This is a genomic window from Ramlibacter montanisoli (assembly GCF_013087525.1).
In the GTDB taxonomy this organism is placed as follows: Bacteria; Pseudomonadota; Gammaproteobacteria; order Burkholderiales; family Burkholderiaceae_C; genus Ramlibacter; species Ramlibacter montanisoli.
On record NZ_JABFCS010000001.1, the window covers coordinates 3620544 to 3638629 of the forward strand.

At 70.9% G+C, this 18086-nt stretch carries 13 protein-coding genes and 3 pseudogenes; 6 read left to right on the forward strand and 10 right to left on the reverse strand.

Features of this window, described 5'->3' with window-relative positions; all coding sequences use genetic code 11:
* Nucleotides 1-5 precede the first annotated feature (5 nt).
* Nucleotides 6-1322 carry a hypothetical protein gene (locus HK415_RS24045; RefSeq protein WP_216369821.1) on the reverse strand — a complete coding sequence of 439 codons (1317 nt, stop codon included), beginning with the start codon at nt 1320-1322 and terminating at the stop codon, nt 6-8.
* A 32-nt stretch (nt 1323-1354) separates the two neighbouring features.
* Here HK415_RS24045 and mnmA point away from each other — a divergent pair, with 32 nt between their 5' ends.
* Nucleotides 1355-2521, forward strand: a complete 1167-nt coding sequence (mnmA, locus tag HK415_RS17960) for a tRNA 2-thiouridine(34) synthase MnmA (protein WP_171561613.1) — start codon at nt 1355-1357, stop codon at nt 2519-2521.
* Nucleotides 2522-2563: 42 nt separating this feature from the next.
* Here mnmA and HK415_RS17965 read toward each other — a convergent pair whose 3' ends face one another.
* The 4 genes and pseudogenes from HK415_RS17965 to HK415_RS17980 all read right to left on the reverse strand — a co-directional run bounded on the left by HK415_RS17965 (nt 2564) and on the right by HK415_RS17980 (nt 5618).
* Nucleotides 2564-3388, reverse strand: a complete 825-nt coding sequence (locus HK415_RS17965) for a YihY family inner membrane protein (protein WP_171561615.1) — start codon at nt 3386-3388, stop codon at nt 2564-2566.
* Between the two features lie 61 nt (nt 3389-3449).
* Nucleotides 3450-3944 carry a single-stranded DNA-binding protein gene (gene ssb, locus HK415_RS17970; RefSeq protein WP_171561617.1) on the reverse strand — a complete coding sequence of 165 codons (495 nt, stop codon included), beginning with the start codon at nt 3942-3944 and terminating at the stop codon, nt 3450-3452.
* A gap of 30 nt (nt 3945-3974) precedes the next feature.
* A pseudogene (locus HK415_RS17975) lies at nt 3975-5179 on the reverse strand (MFS transporter).
* Between the two features lie 13 nt (nt 5180-5192).
* Nucleotides 5193-5618 carry a hypothetical protein gene (locus tag HK415_RS17980; protein WP_171561620.1) on the reverse strand — a complete coding sequence of 142 codons (426 nt, stop codon included), beginning with the start codon at nt 5616-5618 and terminating at the stop codon, nt 5193-5195.
* A gap of 256 nt (nt 5619-5874) precedes the next feature.
* Between HK415_RS17980 and uvrA the strand changes: the two genes are divergently transcribed.
* Both uvrA and HK415_RS17990 read left to right on the forward strand, forming a co-directional pair.
* A complete protein-coding gene (gene uvrA, locus HK415_RS17985; protein WP_171561622.1) occupies nt 5875-8823 on the forward strand; it encodes an excinuclease ABC subunit UvrA in 2949 nt (982 codons plus the stop codon).
* An 89-nt stretch (nt 8824-8912) separates the two neighbouring features.
* Nucleotides 8913-9173, forward strand: a complete 261-nt coding sequence (locus tag HK415_RS17990; RefSeq protein WP_171561624.1) for a GlsB/YeaQ/YmgE family stress response membrane protein — start codon at nt 8913-8915, stop codon at nt 9171-9173.
* Here the strand turns inward: HK415_RS17990 and pyrF are convergent.
* Complete coding sequence (gene pyrF, locus HK415_RS17995; RefSeq protein ID WP_171561627.1) at nt 9170-10000, reverse strand: orotidine-5'-phosphate decarboxylase; 831 nt, start codon at nt 9998-10000, stop codon at nt 9170-9172. The genes HK415_RS17990 and pyrF overlap by 4 nt on opposite strands.
* A 43-nt stretch (nt 10001-10043) precedes the next feature.
* Here pyrF and HK415_RS18000 point away from each other — a divergent pair, with 43 nt between their 5' ends.
* Nucleotides 10044-10934, forward strand: coding sequence for a DMT family transporter (locus tag HK415_RS18000; RefSeq protein WP_171561629.1), 891 nt, complete (start codon nt 10044-10046; stop codon nt 10932-10934).
* A gap of 151 nt (nt 10935-11085) precedes the next feature.
* A pseudogene (locus HK415_RS18005) lies at nt 11086-13019 on the forward strand (PAS domain-containing hybrid sensor histidine kinase/response regulator).
* 1 nt (nt 13020) lies between these two features.
* Here the strand turns inward: HK415_RS18005 and HK415_RS18010 are convergent.
* The 4 genes from HK415_RS18010 to HK415_RS18020 form a co-directional block, all read right to left on the reverse strand.
* A complete protein-coding gene (locus HK415_RS18010; RefSeq protein ID WP_171561631.1) occupies nt 13021-14469 on the reverse strand; it encodes a multicopper oxidase family protein in 1449 nt (482 codons plus the stop codon).
* 8 nt (nt 14470-14477) lie between these two features.
* On the reverse strand, nt 14478-16334 hold the full coding sequence (locus HK415_RS18015) for an alpha,alpha-trehalose-phosphate synthase (UDP-forming) (RefSeq protein ID WP_309246741.1): 1857 nt from the start codon (nt 16332-16334) through the stop codon (nt 14478-14480).
* Nucleotides 16331-16708 (reverse strand): hypothetical protein, encoded by a 378-nt coding sequence (locus HK415_RS26530; protein WP_309246742.1) that lies wholly within the window; start codon nt 16706-16708, stop codon nt 16331-16333. Before HK415_RS26530 ends, HK415_RS18015 begins: the two co-directional genes overlap by 4 nt.
* A 182-nt stretch (nt 16709-16890) precedes the next feature.
* On the reverse strand, nt 16891-17406 hold the full coding sequence (locus tag HK415_RS18020) for a MarR family winged helix-turn-helix transcriptional regulator (RefSeq protein ID WP_171561633.1): 516 nt from the start codon (nt 17404-17406) through the stop codon (nt 16891-16893).
* Nucleotides 17407-17446: 40 nt separating this feature from the next.
* Here HK415_RS18020 and HK415_RS18025 point away from each other — a divergent pair.
* A pseudogene (locus tag HK415_RS18025) lies at nt 17447-18084 on the forward strand (MBL fold metallo-hydrolase).
* Nucleotides 18085-18086 lie beyond the last annotated feature (2 nt).

Below are 18086 nucleotides of genomic sequence, written 5' to 3' on the forward strand. Positions count from 1 at the left end.
GGTTCCTACTTCGGGCAGTTGCCCGACAAGGCGCGCCCGACCACCGACGGCGCATTGAGCAGGCCGCCCACGCTGCCCTGCTTCTCGCCGCCACGCAGGCAGTCGTCGCGGCCCGCCCCTTCCATCCCCTCGGCCAGCGGATCCTTCGGCTTGCCGCGGCGCAGCTGTTCGTTGGCCATGTCGGCCAGGCTGCGGCGCTGCGTGTTCCAGGGACCGGGGGCGATCACGCGCGTGTCGGGCGGCAGGACCAGCGGAGCGGGCGGCAGTGGCGGGCGCGCCGCCGCGGGCGGTGCCACGCCGGGTGCGCCCCAGCCCGGCGCAGGCGCGGGCACCGGCGTCGCGGAGCCGGCGCGCGGCGAACCCGGCGCGACCGGCACGTCGATCACCGGGCCCTGCGAGCGCGGCGGCACGACCGAGGGTGCAGCCGGCGCGGGTGGTGCAGTCACGGGCGCGGGTGCGGGCGGTGCCGGGACCGGGGCCGGTGCGGGAGGGGCTGGGACCGGAGCAGGCGCCGGCGGCGCGGGCACAGGTGCCGGTGCAGGCGGCGCCGGGACGGGCGCGGGTGCGGGCGGCGCGGGCACCGGTACGGGTACCGGAGCGGGTGCAGGTACTGGAGCTGGAGCGGGCACCGGTTCCGGAACGGGAGCCGGCGCGGGCGCGGGCTCGGGAACAGGCGCCGGGGCGGGCACCGGGACTGGAGCCGGCACGGGAGCGGGAGCGGGAGCGGGAGCGGGAGCGGGTGCCGGAGCCGGTTCCGGCACGGGTGCGGGTGCGGGTGCGGGTGCCGGAGCCGGGACAGGCACGGGCGCCGGCACCGGCGGCAAGGGCACCGGGGCCGGCGGCACCGGTGCTGGCGGCGTCTCCGCCCGCTCCGGCACCGGGGCCGGTGGTGGCTCGATGGGCGGCGCAGGCACCACCACCTCGTTTTCGGTCCGCAGGCGAGGCGCCGCCGCTTCCGGCGCCGGGCTCTCGCGCCGCTCGCGGCGCGGCTTGCGGCGGGGCACCTGCAAGGTGTCGGGCAAGGTGTCGGTGGCCTGCATCGGCAGGCTGGACTCGGGCCGCAGCGTGAACACCGACAGCGGATCGCCCGGCGTCCCTGGCGCGGCGGGCGGCGTGATGGCGCGGCTGGTGTTGCTGCTGCTCGCGGGCGGCGTGCTGAAGGGGCGCACCGCCTGGTAGACCACGTAGCGCACGGCCTGCTGCACCGGGGCGTATTGCAGCAGCATCCAGAGCAGCGCGATGTGCAGCACGCCGCTGGCCGCCAGCCCCGCGGGCGACAGGCGCTGCCGCGGCAGCTTCAACGGGGTGGGCCGGTCCAGCATGAGGGTTTGGGAGCCCGGGGATAATCGCACAGATGGGTCGCAAGCCACGTGTCGTCGTCGGTCTGAGCGGGGGCGTGGACTCCGCGGTCAGCGCGTACCTGCTCCAGCAGCAGGGCTACGAGGTCGTCGCCATCTTCATGAAGAACTGGGAAGACGACGACGACAGCGAGTACTGCTCCTCCAACGAGGACTTCGTCGACGCCGCCAGCGTGGCCGACGTGCTGGGCATCGAGATCGAGCACGTGAACTTCGCGGCCGAGTACAAGGACCGCGTGTTCGCCGAGTTCCTGCGCGAATACCAGGCCGGCCGCACGCCCAACCCCGACGTGCTGTGCAACGCCGAGATCAAGTTCAAGGCCTTCCTCGACCACGCGATGCGCCTGGGCGCCGAGAAGATCGCCACCGGCCACTACGCGCGCGTGCGCCAGCGCAGCCCGGGCGGCAACGTGGTGCGCTACGAATTGCTCAAGGGCCTGGACGAGAGCAAGGACCAGAGCTACTTCCTGCACCGCCTGAACCAGGCGCAGCTGGCCAGGACGCTGTTTCCGGTGGGCGAGCTGCGCAAGTCCACCGTGCGCCAGATCGCCGAGCAGATCGGCCTGCCCAACGCGAAGAAGAAGGACTCCACCGGCATCTGCTTCATCGGCGAGCGGCCCTTCCGCGAATTCCTCAACCGCTACATCAGCAAGGAACCGGGTCCGATCAAGGACCCGCGCGGCCGCGTGATCGGCAGGCACCAGGGCCTGTCCTTCTATACGCTGGGCCAGCGCCAGGGCCTGGGCATCGGCGGCGTGAAGGAAAAGGGCGCGCAGCGCGGCGGCGGCGAGCATGCGCCCTGGTTCGTCGCGCGCAAGGACATGGAGAAGAACACGCTGTGGGTGGTGCAGGGCCACGACCACCCGTGGCTGCTGTCTTCCGTGCTCGAAGCCGACGACGTGAGCTGGATCGCCGGCCAGGCACCCGCCTCCGGCAGCTATGCGGCCAAGACCCGCTACCGCCAGGCGGACGCCGCCTGCAGGCTGTCGCGGACGGAGACCGGCCTCCGCCTGGCCTTCGCCGAGCCGCAATGGGCCGTGACGCCCGGCCAGTCGGCCGTGCTGTACCAAGGCGAAGTGTGCCTGGGCGGCGGCGTGATCTCGTCGGCCCTGGAGGCCGCCGCTTCGCCACCGGTTCAACCGGTGGCGCACCCCGCTTCCTGAACGGAGCCGTCCGCGCGACACGCGGGTGCCGCCGGTGAGGGCTCAGGCGCGCGCGGTGCGGCGGCCCGCGGGCCGCCCGGCGCGCGCCACGTTGGCCGCCACCAGGGCGGCCGCCAGCGTGACCAGCCAGGAGAAGTACACCCACAGCAGGAACACCGGCACCACCGCGAAACCGCCGTAGATGGTCTTGTACGTGGGCACCGAGAGCAGGTAGTAGGCGAAGCCGCGCTTGCCCAGCTCCAGCGCGATGCTGCCGAGAAGAGCGCCGAAGATCGCGTCACGCCGGCGCACGTGCGTGTTGGGCAGGTAATAGAACAGGAAGGTCAGGGCCAGGGTACCGAGCAGCACCGGGCCCAGGTTCAGCACGAAGGCGGCCCAGGGCGGCAGCTTGCCGATCATGCCGAGGGACACGCCCACGAGGTAGGAAGTGGCCCAGAGGCTCGCGCCCAGCGCCAGCGGCCCCACCGCCAGCAGGACCAGGTACACGCCCAGGCGCTTGAGCAAGGGCCTGTTCTTGCGGACCTGCCAGATGCGGTTGAGCGCGTTCTCCACCGTCAGCAGCAGCGCCAGCGCCGCCGCCAGCACGAACAGGAAGCCGACCAGCGTCAGCCCGCCGGCATTGGCGGCGAACTCGCCCAGGTGCCGCAGCACCGTGCGGGAGATGTCGGCCGGCAGCAGGGCCTGCAGCAGATGCTGCTGCAGCGCCTCGTGCAGCTGGCGGAACAGGGGGAAGCGCGTGATCAGCGCGAAGCTCACCGCCAGCAGCGGCACCACCGACAGCACGGTGGTGAAGGTGAGGCTGCCCGCGACCTGCGGCAGGCGTTCCTGCCGCGCGCGCTGGATCGTCAGTCGGGTCAGGCTGATCATGCCGCCTGGCGAGTTGGGGGCGCCGCCGCGTCAGCGGCCCGTGCGCCCGGCCCTGCGTGCGTCAGAACGGAATGTCGTCGTCCATGTCGTCGAAGCCCGAGGCGGGCTTGGACGCGGCCGGACGCTGCCCGGCCGGCGCCGGGGCCCGGCTGGGCGGGGCCGAACGGCGCGGAGCGCTTTCGTAGCCCTCGTCGTCGCTGCCGCCCTGCCCACCCATGCCCTCGCGCTTGCCCAGCATCTTCATCTCGTCGGCGCGGATTTCGGTCGTGTACTTCTCCACGCCGTCCTTGTCGGTCCACTTGCGGGTGCGCAGGCTGCCTTCGACGTAGACCTGCGAGCCCTTGCGCAGGTACTCGCCGGCGATCTCGGCCAGGCGGTCGTTGAAGACCACCCGGTGCCACTCGGTGGCTTCCTTCTGCTCGCCCGTAGTCTTGTCCTTCCAGCGCTCGGAAGTGGCGATGGTGACGTTGCAGACGCGGCCGCCGCTGGGGAACGTGCGCATCTCGGGGTCCTTCCCGAGGTTGCCGACGATGATCACTTTGTTGACGGATGCCATGACTCTGTTCCTCTGAGGTGTCGGGGTCGATTATGTCGCCTGGGCTTCATCGGCAAGCACTTCCTCGGCCGTGTGACGCGCTCGGGGCGCCCGCATGGGCCAGGCGACGACCAGCCACACCAGCATGAGTGCGGCGCAGGCACCGAACAGGCCCGTCACTCCAACGTTCTTGGCCAGCCAGCCGCCGACGGCGCCGCCGGCAAAAAATCCCAGGGATTGCAGCGTGTTGTACACACCGAGCGCGGCGCCTCGGGACTCCGGAGGGGCCATCCGGGACGCCAGGCTGGGCTGCGTGGCTTCCAGGATGTTGAAGCCGCAGAAGAACAGGAACAGCAGCACCGCCAGGGCCGCCAGCCCCGGCCGGAAGGAGGTCGCCAGCAGGCCGACCTGCACCAGCAGCACCAGGCCGATGGCCGACAGGAACACCGCGCGCAGGTAGCCGCGCCGCTCCAGCGAGAACATCCCGCCCATCACCACCACCGAGGCAATCACGGCCGGCAAGTAGATCACCCAATGGCGCTCCTTGGCCAGGCCCGCCTCGACCATCAGCGCGGGCACCGCGACCCACATGGCCAGCTGCACGGCGTGCAGCACGAACACGCCCACGTCCAGCCGCAGCAGGGGGCCGTGGCGCAGCACGTCCACCAGCCGGCCGCGCGGCACGTCGGCGTGCCGCACGGCGCCGGCGGCGTCCACCAGAGCACGACGCCGATGCAGGAGAGGGCCAGCGCGCCGGTGACGACGAACAGCCCGGCCAGGCCGATCTGCGCGGCCAGCAAGGGCGCCACCACCAGCGAGATCGCGAACATCAGGCCGATGCTGGCGCCCACCATGGCCATGGCCTTGGTGCGCACGACGTCGCGCGTCTGGTCGGCCAGCAGGGCGGTCACGGCGGCGGACACGGCGCCGGCGCCCTGCAGCGCCCGGCCGGCGATCAGCCAGCCCAGGGTGGGCGCGGCCGCGGCCATGAAGCTGCCGGCGGCGAACACCAGCAGGCCCAGCACGATCACCTTCTTGCGCCCGAAGCGGTCGGAGGCCAGGCCGTAGGGGATCTGCAGGAAGCCCTGGGTCAGGCCGTAGATGCCCATGGCCATGCCCACCAGCGCGGTGTCGCCGCCACCGGGGTAGCGCGCGGCCTCCAGCGCGAACACCGGCAGCACGAGGAACAGGCCCAGCATGCGGGCCGCGAAGATCATCGCGAGCGACCCGCTTGCGCGGCGCTCGGCCGCGGTCATGCGGGTCGACAGGTCAGGTGGGGATGCGGTCACGGGGGAAGGGGAGCAACAAGCGCGCCAGCGCGCACGGCAAACCCCGCATTCTCCCGTATCCCGCAAGCCGGCCGGGGCGGGACCGGCGTCCCGCCCCTCCCCTGGCTACTTGGGGATGCCGGCCGCGAACCAGGAGCCGCCCGCGCTCAGGATCAGCAGCACGGGGTTGGCGCAGGGCGACGGCGGGATCGGGTTCAGGAACCCATTGATCCGGAAAGCCGTTGGCCGCGAGCGCGACCGGGTTGGCGGGATCCGTGTCGTGGAACACGCCCGCGCAGATCAGCCGGGCGCGCACGCTCTGGCCGCCGGTGGTGCCGACCCCGTTGCCGCCGCCCAGCAGCAGGCCACGGCCGTCGATCTTCACCCGCCCGTCCACGGAGATGTCGGCACTGAGGCTGGCGATCACCCAGGGACGGCCGCCGGGAGGAACGAGGAACACGTCGTTGACGAGGCCGCCCGCGCGCAGCGGCTGCGAACCGATCCCCCTTCGAAGCGGACCAGCGGTTCGACGGCGGCGGCCGCCAGCGGGGCCATGCAGACTGCAGCGAGCGCGAGCGCGCGGATGAGATGTCGCATCGTGTCCTCCTTGGGTGTGACGATGCATGAACGACCCGCCCGCGCGGTCCATTCCGCGCCGATACAAAAACGCACCAGATCCCCGGATGGCCGCGCGTTGCCCGCTCGCTCTATCATGTCGGGTTTACCCGGGTGCGCCGAGAGCAGTGAACGACAGTACAGAAGGCAAGTACCTCCATGAGGCCAGGGGCCAGCGGATCAGCATCCGCGGGGCGCGCACGCACAACCTGAAGAACATCGACCTGGACCTGCCACGCTACCAGCTGGTGGTGATCACGGGCCTGTCCGGCTCCGGCAAGTCCTCGCTCGCGTTCGACACGCTCTATGCCGAGGGGCAGCGGCGCTACGTCGAAAGCCTGTCGGCGTACGCGCGCCAGTTCCTGCAGCTGATGGACAAGCCCGACGTCGACATGATCGAGGGCCTGTCGCCCGCGATCTCGATCGAGCAGAAGGCCACCAGCCACAACCCGCGCTCCACCGTGGGCACGGTCACCGAGATCCACGACTACCTGCGGCTGCTGTTCGCGCGCGCCGGCACGCCCTACTGCCCGGAGCACGACGTCCCGCTGCAGTCGCAGACCGTCTCGCAGATGGTGGACGCGGTGCTGGCGCTGCCCGAGGACACGCGGCTGATGCTGCTGGCGCCGGTGGCGCGCGAGCGCAAGGGCGAGTTCACCGACCTGTTTGCCGAGATGCAGGGCCAGGGCTACGTGCGCTTCCGGGTGGCCGGCGAGGTGTTCGAGTTCGACCAGCTGCCCAAGCTGAAGAAGGCCGAGAAGCACGACATCGACGTGGTGGTCGACCGCCTCAAGGTGCGGGGCGACATGCAGCAGCGGCTGGCCGAGAGCTTCGAGGCGGCGCTGCGGCTGGCCGAGGGCCGCGCGGTGGCGGTGGAGATGGACTCGGGCAAGGAGCACATGTTCAACGCGAAGTTCGCGTGCCCGATCTGCCACTACTCGATCAGCGAGCTGGAACCGCGCCTGTTCTCCTTCAACTCGCCGGTGGGCGCCTGTCCCAGCTGCGACGGCATCGGCACCATGGAGTTCTTCGACGCGACGCGCGTCGTGGCCTTCCCCGAACTGTCGCTGGCCGGCGGCGCGATCAAGGGCTGGGACCGGCGCAATCCCTATTACTTCAGCCTGGTCGAGAGCCTGGCGCGCCACTACAAGTTCAGCGTGGACGTGCCCTTCCAGGAACTGGCGCCGCACCTGCGCAAGGCGATCCTGCACGGCTCGGGCGAGGAGGAGATCCGCTTCGCCTATGCGCTCGAGTCCGGGCCCTCGGCCGGCCGCAAGGTGAGCAAGAAGCACCCCTTCGAGGGCATCCTGCCCAACATGGAGCGGCGCTACCGCGAGACCGATTCGGCGGCCGTGCGCGAGGAGCTGGCCCGCTACCGCAGCCTGCAGCCCTGCCCCGCCTGCGAAGGCACGCGCCTGCGCAGCGAAGCGCGCCACGTGCGCCTGGGCGACGGCGAGCAGGCGCGCGCGATCTACGAGGTCGGGCACATGACGCTGCGCGACAGCTATGCCTACTTCCAGACGCTCAAGCTGCAGGGCGCCAAGGCCGGCATCGCCGACAAGGTGGTGCGCGAGATCGGCAACCGCCTGAAGTTCCTCAACGACGTGGGCCTGAACTACCTGAGCCTGGACCGCAGCGCCGAAACGCTGTCGGGCGGCGAAGCCCAGCGCATCCGGCTGGCCTCGCAGATCGGCAGCGGCCTGACCGGCGTGATGTATGTGCTGGACGAGCCCAGCATCGGCCTGCACCAGCGCGACAACGACCGCCTGATCGGCACGCTGCAGCACCTGCGCGACCTGGGCAACAGCGTGCTGGTGGTGGAGCACGACGAGGACATGATCCGCGCGGCCGACTACGTGGTGGACATGGGCCCGGGCGCCGGCATCCACGGCGGCGAGGTGGTCGCGCAGGGCACGCCGGCGGAAGTGATGGCCAGCGAGGCCTCGCTCACCGGCCGCTACATGGCGGGCACGCTCAAGATCCCGGTGCCGGCGAAACGCAACCGCCTGGGCGAGCAGCTCGACCCGCAGGTGATCCGCATCGCCGGCGCCAGCGGCAACAACCTGAAGAAGGTCACCGTCGAGATCCCGGTGGGCCTGCTCACCTGCGTGACCGGCGTCTCCGGCTCCGGCAAGTCGACGCTGGTGAACGACACGCTCTACGCAGCGGTGGCGCGCGAGATCTACCGCGCGCACGAGGAGCCGGCGCCGCACGAGGGGATCGAGGGCATCGAGCACTTCGACAAGGTGATCAACGTCGACCAGTCGCCGATCGGCCGCACGCCGCGCAGCAACCCGGCCACCTACACCGGCCTGTTCACGCCGATCCGCGAGCTGATGGCCGAGACCGCCACGGCCAAGGAGCGCGGCTACGGCGCGGGGCGCTTCTCCTTCAACGTGGCCGGCGGCCGCTGCGAGGCCTGCCAGGGCGACGGCGTGGTGAAGGTGGAGATGCACTTCCTGCCCGACGTGTACGTGCCCTGCGACGTCTGCCGCGGCCAGCGCTACAACCGCGAGACGCTGGAGGTGCAGTGGAAGGGCCGCAACGTCGCGCAGATCCTCGACATGACGGTGGAGGACGCCTACGAATTCCTGAAACCCGTGCCCGCGATCGCGCGCAAGCTGCACACGCTGATGGAGGTGGGCCTCTCGTACATCAAGCTCGGGCAGGCCGCGACCACGCTGTCGGGCGGCGAGGCGCAGCGGGTGAAGCTGGCGCTGGAGCTGTCCAAGCGCGACACCGGCCGCACGCTCTACATCCTGGACGAACCGACCACCGGCCTGCACTTCGCCGACACCGACCTGCTGCTGAAGGTGCTGCACCAGCTGCGCGACGCCGGCAACACCATCGTCGTGATCGAGCACAACCTGGACGTCATCAAGACGGCCGACTGGGTGATCGACATGGGTCCGGAAGGCGGTGATGGCGGCGGGACGGTGGTGGTGGCCGGCACGCCCGAGGACGTGGCCGCCCATCCGGAAAGCCACACCGGGCACTACCTCAAGCGTCTGCTCTAGATTTGCGCGAAAGTCGAAACGGGCCTACAAGCACAGCCTTGCGCCTTCCATAGCATTCGCGCATCCCCAACGGAAACTTGGAGCAAAGCATGGAAATCATCGGAATGATCGTGGTCGGCTTCATCGTCGGCCTGATCGCCCGGGCCGTGAAGCCGGGCAACGACCGCATGGGCATCATCTTCACCACCCTGCTGGGTATCGCCGGCTCCTTCCTGGCCGGCTACCTGGGCCAGGCGATGGGCCTGTACACGACCGGCGAGCCGGCCGGCTGGATCGCCTCGGTGATCGGCGCCGTGCTGCTGCTGGTGATCGTGAGCCTGGTGCGCGGTCGCTCGCACCGCGTGCCTTAAGCAGCGGCGCGCGCGGCTTCCAGCACGGCGCGCGTGCGCAGCGCCTCGGCGCGCGCGGCTTCGCCGAAGTCCGCGCCGTTCGAGGCATAGAGGATGGCGCGCGACGAGTTCACCACGATGGGCCCGTCGCCGCGCCAGCCCGCCTTCACGGTCGCCACCGCGTCGCCGCCCTGCGCGCCCACGCCGGGGATCAGCAGCGGCAGCGTCGGCGCGATCGCCCGCACGCGCTCGATCTCGGCCGGATAGGTCGCTCCCACCACCAGCCCCAGCTGCCCGTTCAGGTTCCACGGGCCCTGCGCGAGCCGCGCGATGTGCTCGTACAGCAGCGGCTGGCCTGCCACCGAGGCCAGGCGCTGGTTCTGCAGGTCGTCGCCGCCCGGATTGGAGGTGCGGCACAGGAGGAAGGCGCCCTTGCCGGGGTGCTTCAGGTAGGGCTGCACCGAATCGAAGCCCATGAAGGGCGAGAGCGTGACGGCGTCCGCGCCGTAGCGCTCGAAGGCCTCGCGCGCGTACTGTTCGGCGGTGGAGCCGATGTCGCCGCGCTTGGCGTCCAGGATCACCGGAACGTGCGGGAAGTTCGCGCGCATGTGGCGCATCAGGTCTTCCAGCTGGGACTCGGCACGGTGCGCGGCGAAGTAGGCGATCTGCGGCTTGAAGGCGAGCGCCAGGTCGCCGGTGGCATCGACGATGCGCGCGCAGAACTCGTAGATGCGCGCCGCGTTGTCCTTCAGGCCCGCGGGGAAGCGGGCCGGCTCGGGGTCGAGCCCCACGCACAGCATCGAGCGGTTGCGCTGCTGCGCGCCCTGGAGCATCTCGAGGAAAGTCATGCCCGGGATTCTAGGTTCCGCAGCCCGGCCACAATCCCGGGCCATGCATGCCCTGTCGCGCCAGCAGCTCGCCGTCCTCGTCGTCCTCACCCTCGTCTGGGGCGTCAACTGGCCGGTGATGAAGCTGGGCGTGACCGCCTATCCGCCCCTGACCTTCCGCGCCCTGTCCATGTGGCTGGGCCTGCCCGTGCTGGCCCTGGGGCTGGTGCTGCTGAAGGTGCCCTTCCGGATTCCGCGCGCGCAGTGGCGCGAGCTGTTCTGGCTGGCCACCACCAACATGTTCGTCTGGCACGTGTGCATCATCCTGGCGGTGCGCACGCTGACCAGCGGCCGCGCGGCCATCCTCGGCTACACGATGCCGATCTTTTCCGCCGTGCTGGGCGCGCTGTTCTTCGCCACTCCCCTGGGCCGGAGGGCCTGGATCGGCGTCAGCGCCGCGGCGCTGGGCGTGCTGCTGCTGCTCTGGCACGAGCTCACGCACCTGGCGGGACGGCCCTTCGGCGTGCTGCTGGCGCTGGTGGCGGCCGCCTTCTGGGCATGGGGCACGCAGATGCTGCGCCGCTCGACGATCGCCGCGCCGGCGCTGGCGATTTCCTTCTGGATGACGGTGCTCACTTCGGTGCTGATGGCGGTGCTCGCGTTCGCGTTCGAGCGCCCGCAGTGGACGCTGCCGGACGCGACGGCCACCGGCGCCATCCTGTACAACGCCGTGCTGATCTTCGGCTTCGCGCACGCCGCCTGGACCTACCTGGCGCGCGGCCTGCCACCGGTGGCTTCCACGCTGAGCGTGATGCTGATCCCGGTGCTGGGCGTGTTCAGCGGCGCGGCCTGGCTCGGGGAAGCGGTGCACTGGCAGGACTGGGCGGCGGTGCTGCTGATGGTGGTGGCGATCGCCTCGGTGCTGTGGCCGGCCCGCCGGCCCGCGCATGGATAGTGCTTTTCGATCACTTCACTTTTTGTAGCATCTACAAAGCGGCCGACGGCCCTTCCCGGACCGCGGCCTGTCGCTCCAGCTGTAGGACGGTGCCGCATTTGCCGGCTCGCACAACAGCCGGATCGGCCCCGTCCGGATAATCCCCGGGGCGATGAACCCCTCCAGCGCCTCGCGTCCCGAAAGTTCGCTCGAACAGCGGCTGCAGCTGCTGATCGAGGCCGTCACGGATTACGGCATCTTCCTGCTGGATCCGGAGGGGCACATCGTTTCCTGGAACAGCGGCGCGCAGAAACTCAGGGCTGGCGCCGCGAGGAAATCCTCGGCAAGCACTTCTCCACCTTCTACCCGCCCGATGCCGTGGCCTCCGGCTGGCCGCAGGAGGAACTGCGCCTGGCCCAGGCGCGCGGCCGCTTCGAGGACGAGGGCTGGCGCCTGCGCAAGGACGGCTCGCGCTTCTGGGCCAACGTGGTGATCACGGCGCTGTACGGGCCGATGGGCGAGCTCACCGGCTTCGCCAAGATCACGCGCGACCTGACCGAGCGCCGGCGCGCCGAGGAAGAACTGCGCATCAGCGAGGAGCGCGTCCGGCTGCTGGTGGACAGCGTGCGGGACTACGCGATCTTCATGCTGGACCCCGAGGGCATCGTGCAGAGCTGGAACGCGGGAGCGCAGGCCATCAAGGGCTACGAGCCGGCGGAAATCATCGGCCGCCACTTCCGCAGCTTCTACACGCCGGAGGACCAGGCCGCGGGCAAGCCGGAACGGGAACTCGCGGAAGCGCGCGCCCACGGCCGCATCGAGGACGAGGGCTGGCGGGTGCGCAAGGACGGCACGCTGTTCTGGGCCAACGTGGTGCTCACGGCGGTGGTCGGCCCCGACGGCGGCCTGCGCGGCTTCGCCAAGGTGACGCGCGACATGAGCGAGCGGCGCCGGCTCGAGGAGCTGGAGCGCTCGAGCCGCCGAATGAACGAGTTTCTGGCCATGCTGGCGCACGAGCTGCGCAACCCGCTGGCGCCGATCCGCAATGCCGTGACCATCATGCAGCTGGAGACGCTGGCCAGCCCGGTGCTGCGCAACTGCCGCGACGTGATCGACCGGCAGCTGACGCACGTCACGCGCCTGGTCGACGACCTGCTGGACGTGGGGCGCCTCACCACCGGCAAGATCAAGCTGCGCAAGGAGTTGGTGCGCATGGGCGACATCGTCGCGCGCAGCGTCGAGGTCGCCCGCCCGATCGTCACGGCGCGCCGCCACGTCCTGAACGTGGAGCAGCCGCCCGACCCGGTGTACGTGCAGGGCGACGCGACCCGGCTGTCGCAGGTGCTGCAGAACCTGCTCGTCAACGCGGCCAAGTACACGCCCGAAGGCGGACGGATCCAGCTGCGCGTCGCCGCCGCGGACTCCTTCGTCTACATGGTCGTCAGCGACAACGGCCGCGGCCTGTCGCCGGAGCACCTGAACAGCATCTTCCAGCTGTTCGTGCAGGCCGACACGGGCACTTCGGCGGGTTCCGAAAGCGGCCTGGGCATCGGACTGACGCTGGCGCGATCGCTCGCCGAGATGCACGGCGGCTCGATCGAGGCCACCAGCCCCGGCCTCGGCCAGGGCAGCACCTTCACCGTGCGCCTGCCCATGGCGGCGCATGCCGGCGTCGCCGAGGACAGGCAAACGCACGAGGACAGCTCCGGCGGCCTGCGCGTGCTGGTGGTCGACGACAACCGCGACTCGGCGGACAGCGCCACCGACGTGCTGCGCCTGCTGGGCAACCAGGTGGAATGCGCCTACGACGGCGAATCGGGCGTGTCCGTCGCGCGCCGCATGAAGCCGCACATCATCCTGCTGGACCTGGCCATGCCGGGCATGGACGGCTTCGAGGCGCGCCGCCGGCTGCGCGACGCGGAAGGCGGCACCAGCCCCTTCCTGGTCGCGATGACCGGCTTCGGCAACGAGGAAGACAAGCGCCGCACCCGCGCGGCCGGCTTCGACGCGCACCTGACCAAGCCGGTGGAACTCGACGCGCTGGTGGCGCTGCTGAACGAGGCCCGCGCGCGCGCCGGCAAGCCGCCCTCCGAACCGCTGGACTGAATCAGCCGACGGTGAACTGGCCCATCATGCCGGCGTCCTCGTGCTCGAGGATGTGGCAGTGGTACATGAAGGGCGCCTGCTCCGAGGCGCGCTGCGTGAAGTGCACCAGCAGCTCCACCGGCTCGTCCACGATCACCGTGTCGCGCCGGCCCTGGTCCTCCACCACCGGCTCCTGGCCGCCGCGGCGCAGCACCTCGAAGTGCACCCCGTGGATGTGGAAGGGATGCAGCATGACCATGCCGGCCACGGTCACCTCCCAGATCTCCACGTCGCCCAGGCGCACGCGCTGGTCGATGCGCCCCATGTCGAAGGGCTTGCTGTCGATCACGTGCAGGCCGTGCGAGGCCATGCCCGCCATGCCGCCCATGCCTCCACCCATGCCGCCCATGCCCATGCCGCCGGAGGCCAGCACGATGCGGCGGCGGCGCGCGGACTGGGCCACGGTGCGGCTGTCCCATTGCGCGAGCTTCGCCGGGATCGCGCTGCCCGGCGCGCCGGCTCCCTGGGGCAGGAACTGCATCACCGGCTGCGTGCGGCGCGGCGCCTGTCCGACGTCGAGCAATCGCACCGCGCGGCCGTCGGCGAAGTCCACCAGGATCTCGGCGCGCTGGCCGGCCGCCAGGCTCAGGCGCTTGAGCGGCACCGGCTCGCGCAGCAGCCCGCCTTCGGAAGCGATCCAGTGGAAGCTGCGGCCGTCGTCGAAGGCGAGGTCGAACAGGCGCGCGTTGCCGGCGTTGAGCAGGCGCAACCGCAGCAGGCCGGCGGGCACCTCGGCCACCGGCTGCGGCGCGCCGTTGACCAGCAGCACGTTGCCGTGCAGCCCGTGCATCGCCGTCATGTGGTTCACCGGACGGACCAGCCGCTGTTCGCGGTCGAACAGCTTGTCCTGCAGCACGATGGGCAGGTCGTCCACGCCGTAGCGCGCCGGCAGGCCCAGCGCCTGTTCCTGCGCATCGGTGACGAGCAGCAGGCCGGCGAGGCCCGAGTACACCTGCGCGCCCGTGCGTCCGTGCGGATGCGCGTGGTACCAGGCGGTGGCGGCGGCCTGCCGCACCGGCACCGTGGGCCGCCAGGTCGCGCCGGGCGCGATCGTGTTGTGCGGCCCGCCGTCCACCTCGGACGGCACCAGCAGCCCGTGCCAGTGCACGGTGGTGTCTTCCTGCAGCCGGTTGGTGACGGCGAAGCGCACGTCGTCGCCGGCGTGCACGCGCAGCGTCGGGCCCAGGTAGGCGCCGTTGTAGCCGGCGGTGGGGCTCGTGCGTCCCGGCAGGAATTCGAACTGGCCGGCCTGCGCCACCAGTTCGATGGGGCCGCGCGCCGCGCGCGCATCCAGCAGCGGCGGGATGGGCAGGCGGCGGGCCTCCTGCGCGGAGGCCGGGCCGAGCGCCGCGGCGAAGCCGGCGGCTCCCGCGGCCTGCAGGAAGCCGCGACGTTTCCATCCCCTGGACATTCACCCTCCTAGTCTCCGCTGTGGCGCTGCACCCGCTCCGACACGCGCTGCCGCAGGCGCAGCCGCGCGGCATCCGTGAGCATACGCCCGGCCCAGCGGTACACGTTGAACTCCTGCACCGTGCTGCGCAGCGTGGCCATGCGCTCGCGCTGCTCCGCCGGCGGCATGGTCAGCGCCTGGTGCAGCGCATCGGCCGTTTCCTCCACGTGGTAGGGATTGACCACCAGCGCCTCCGGCATCTCGCGCGCCGCGCCGGCGAAGCGGCTCAGGATCAGGACGCCGCGCTCGTCGTCGCGCGCCGCCACGAATTCCTTGCACACCAGGTTCATGCCGTCGTGCAGGCTGGTGACCATGCAGGCATCGGCCGCGCGGTACAGGCGCATCACCGCGTCGTGTTCGTGGTGCTGCGCGAGCAGCCGCACCACGGGCGCCTCGGGCCGGCCGAAGCGCGCGTTGATGCGGTCGGTGGCGCGCTGGATGCGCTCCTGGAAGGCGCGGTACTCGTCGAGCGCGCTGCGTGACGGCGCCGCCACCTGCACGAAGGTGAAGCGGTCCTGCCACTCGGGATGCTTCTCCAGCATGCGCTCCACCGCGTTGAGCCGCTCCAGGATGCCCTTGGTGTAGTCGAAGCGGTCGACGCCGACCGCCACGCGATGTCCCTGCGGGATGCCCAGGCGCTCGAACAGCTCCGCGCGGCACTGCTCGGGCGTTGGCCACTCCCGCGTTTCCTCCGGAAGCGGCCATTCGATCGAGATCGGGTAGCTCTCCACCAGCGTCTGCTCGCCGCCGAAGGTGATGGTGGAGTGCTCGTGCTCGATGCGCGCCTCCAGGTAGCGGTCCACCGTCTCGATGAAGTTCTTGCAGTGGTAGCGCGTGTGGAAGCCCAGGATGGTGCTGCCCAGCATGCCCTCCAGGATCTCGCTGCGCCAGGGACAGATGCCGAAGGACTCCGGGTTGGGCCAGGGGATGTGCCAGAAGGTGAGGATGGTGGCCTTGGGCAGCTTGCGCCGCACCATTGCCGGCAGCAGCGCGAAGTGGTAGTCCTGCACCAGCACCACGGGATCGTCGCTGCGCGCTTCCGCCACCACGGCATCGGCGAACAGCTGGTTGACCTGGCGGTAGTGCTCCCAGTCCTGCTCGCGGAACACCGGCCGCACGTGCGCCACGTGGCACAGCGGCCAGAGCCCCTCGTTGGCGAAGCCGTAGTAGTAGCCTTGCTCCTGCTCCTCGCTGAGCCAGACGCGGCGCAACAGGTAGTCGTCCTCGCCGGGCGGCAGCGCGACCCGGTCGTGCCGGTCCACCGACTCGCGGTCGCCGCTGCCGCTGCCGTGCGCGATCCAGGTGCCCGAGCAGGCGCGCATCACCGGCTCCACCGCCGTCACCAGCCCGCTGGCCGGCCGCAGCACCTTCATGCTGCCGTCGGCCTGGCGCACGTGGCTGTAGGGCTCGCGGTTGGACACCACCACGATGACCTGGTCGCCGCGCAGCTGCGTGCGCAGCAGGGACTGCAGGCGCTCCGCGTTCCAGCCGTCGAGCGAGCGCTGGCCGCGCCGGACCTCGTCCTCCAGGTCGCGCAGCCGCTCGCGCAGGTCGGCGGCCAGCGGCGCCAGTTCGGGCGAAGGCGGCAGCAGGGGACGCACCAGGCCTTCGCCGCGCAGCAGCGCCTGCGCGCCCGACACCCAGCCGCGCCAGCTCAGTTGCGCCACGATCATGGTGACGAAGGCGATCATCACGCCCAGGCTGGCGATCAGGATGATCAGGTACTTGCGAGTGTCCTGGCTGCGCCGCTCGATGAAGCTCAGGTCGTGCATCAGCACCAGGTCGCCCACCGGCCCGGCTTCTCCGGTGATCGGGTGGAAGCTCACGTGGACCGTCCCCCTTCGATGTGCAGGTTCGCCACGCGCGTGGCGGCCACCTCCCTGGCGTTCGTGCAGGTGAGGTCCTGCGGGAAGCGCGCGGTGCGGCGCACGACCTGCTCGCCGACGCACCAGCCGATCGCCACCAGGCGCTCATCCTGCACTGCGCGGTCGAAGATCGCCTGCAGCTTGCGGCCGCGGGTTTCCACATCGGTCAGCGAATCCGACAGGGCGGTGGCGACCAGCGCCCCGCGCATGTCGAGGTCGCGCGCGAACCAGCGCAGCGTGAGCCGGTCCATCAGGGGCAGCGCGAGGTAGGCCGTGCCGGTGAGGATGATCACCAGCGGGACCAGGAAACGAAGCTGCAGGCGGAATGTCTTCAATGGCCTCCCAGATGCCTCATGTTCGGCGCATGCATTCTGACAAAGCCACTACCGCAGAGTTCGACCGGCGTGACAATATTTGTGGCAATGCATATACTGGCCACGCCGTGCGAGCGGCTGTTTCATTTCAGGTCGCCCTTGTTCCGCCCCGCACCCGCGGGGCGGTTTTTATGGCTTCCGCCCTAGTCCTCGCCCGAACCGAGCGGGATCCCCGCGCCGCGCTCGTCGGCGGCGCCCAGCTCGCGGATCAGGTGGGCCAGGTCACGATCCAGCCGGGTCAGCGTGCGCTTGTCGAGCCGGCCGAGCGCCTCGGGCAGCACGCCGCTGAAAGGCCCCGGTGCCTTGGCCAGCACGCGCAGCCCGCGCGCCGTCGCCTTCAGCTGCACCGCCCGCCGGTCCTCGCCGCCGCGGTCCGAGACCAGCAGCCCCTTGTCGACCAGCACGCGCAGCAGGTTGCTCGCCGTCGACTGGTGGATGTCCATCGCCCGGGCCAGTTCACCGACGCCAATGCCCGGCTGGGCCTGCACCACGCTCAGCGCCCAGAGCTGGGCGCCGGAGATCCCGGCCTTGGTCTCGACCGCGCGGAAGTGGGTCTTGACCGCGTTGAACACCAGCCGGAACCGGCGCAGCACGCGCGCGGCTGGATCCGCCGCCGCACGGTCTGCCGGCTTCTTGCGGGGAGTCGCGCGGGTGGCCATCCGCGGATCTTAGGTCCGCGGCAGCAGATACGATCCCGCCATGCTGCATTACTTCACCATTTCCGTCACGCCGTTCCAGCAGAACTGCTCGGTCGTCTACGACGACGAGACCCGGCAGGCGGCCGTGATCGACCCGGGCGGCGACCTCGACCGCCTCCTGGCCGAAGTGGAGCGGCGCGGCCTGAAGCTGGAGCAGATCTGGCTCACGCACGCCCACATCGACCACGCCGGCGGCACCGCGGAACTGGCCCGGCGCCTGGGCCTGCCGATCATCGGCCCGCATCCGGGGACCAGTTCTGGATCTCCGGCCTGCCGCAGCAAGGGGCGATGTTCGGCTTCCCGCCGGCCGAGACCTTCACGCCCACGCGCTGGCTGCAGGACGGCGACACGGTGGAACTGGCCGGCCACCGGCTGCACGTGCGCCACTGCCCGGGGCACACGCCGGGCCACGTGGTGTTCCATTCGCCGGACATGCAGCGCGCCTTCGTCGGCGACGTGCTGTTCGCCGGCAGCATTGGGCGCACCGATTTCCCGCAGGGCGACCACGCGACCCTGGTCGCCAGCATCACGAAGAAGCTGTGGCCGATGGGGGACGAGACCGTGTTCATCCCCGGCCACGGCCCGGAGAGCACGTTCGGGCGCGAGCGCCGCAGCAACCCCTACGTCGGGGGCACCTGAGC

Coding starts and splice junctions, on each gene's coding strand:
- HK415_RS17965 (WP_171561615.1), bottom strand. CDS start 3,388: ATGATCAGCCTGACCCGACTGACGATCCAGCGCGCGCGGCAGGAACGC.
- ssb (WP_171561617.1), bottom strand. CDS start 3,944: ATGGCATCCGTCAACAAAGTGATCATCGTCGGCAACCTCGGGAAGGAC.
- HK415_RS18010 (WP_171561631.1), bottom strand. CDS start 14,469: ATGTCCAGGGGATGGAAACGTCGCGGCTTCCTGCAGGCCGCGGGAGCC.
- mnmA (WP_171561613.1), top strand. CDS start 1,355: ATGGGTCGCAAGCCACGTGTCGTCGTCGGTCTGAGCGGGGGCGTGGAC.
- HK415_RS18020 (WP_171561633.1), bottom strand. CDS start 17,406: ATGGCCACCCGCGCGACTCCCCGCAAGAAGCCGGCAGACCGTGCGGCG.
- HK415_RS18000 (WP_171561629.1), top strand. CDS start 10,044: ATGCATGCCCTGTCGCGCCAGCAGCTCGCCGTCCTCGTCGTCCTCACC.
- pyrF (WP_171561627.1), bottom strand. CDS start 10,000: ATGACTTTCCTCGAGATGCTCCAGGGCGCGCAGCAGCGCAACCGCTCG.
- HK415_RS17990 (WP_171561624.1), top strand. CDS start 8,913: ATGGAAATCATCGGAATGATCGTGGTCGGCTTCATCGTCGGCCTGATC.
- uvrA (WP_171561622.1), top strand. CDS start 5,875: ATGGCCGCGCGTTGCCCGCTCGCTCTATCATGTCGGGTTTACCCGGGT.
- HK415_RS24045 (WP_216369821.1), bottom strand. CDS start 1,322: ATGCTGGACCGGCCCACCCCGTTGAAGCTGCCGCGGCAGCGCCTGTCG.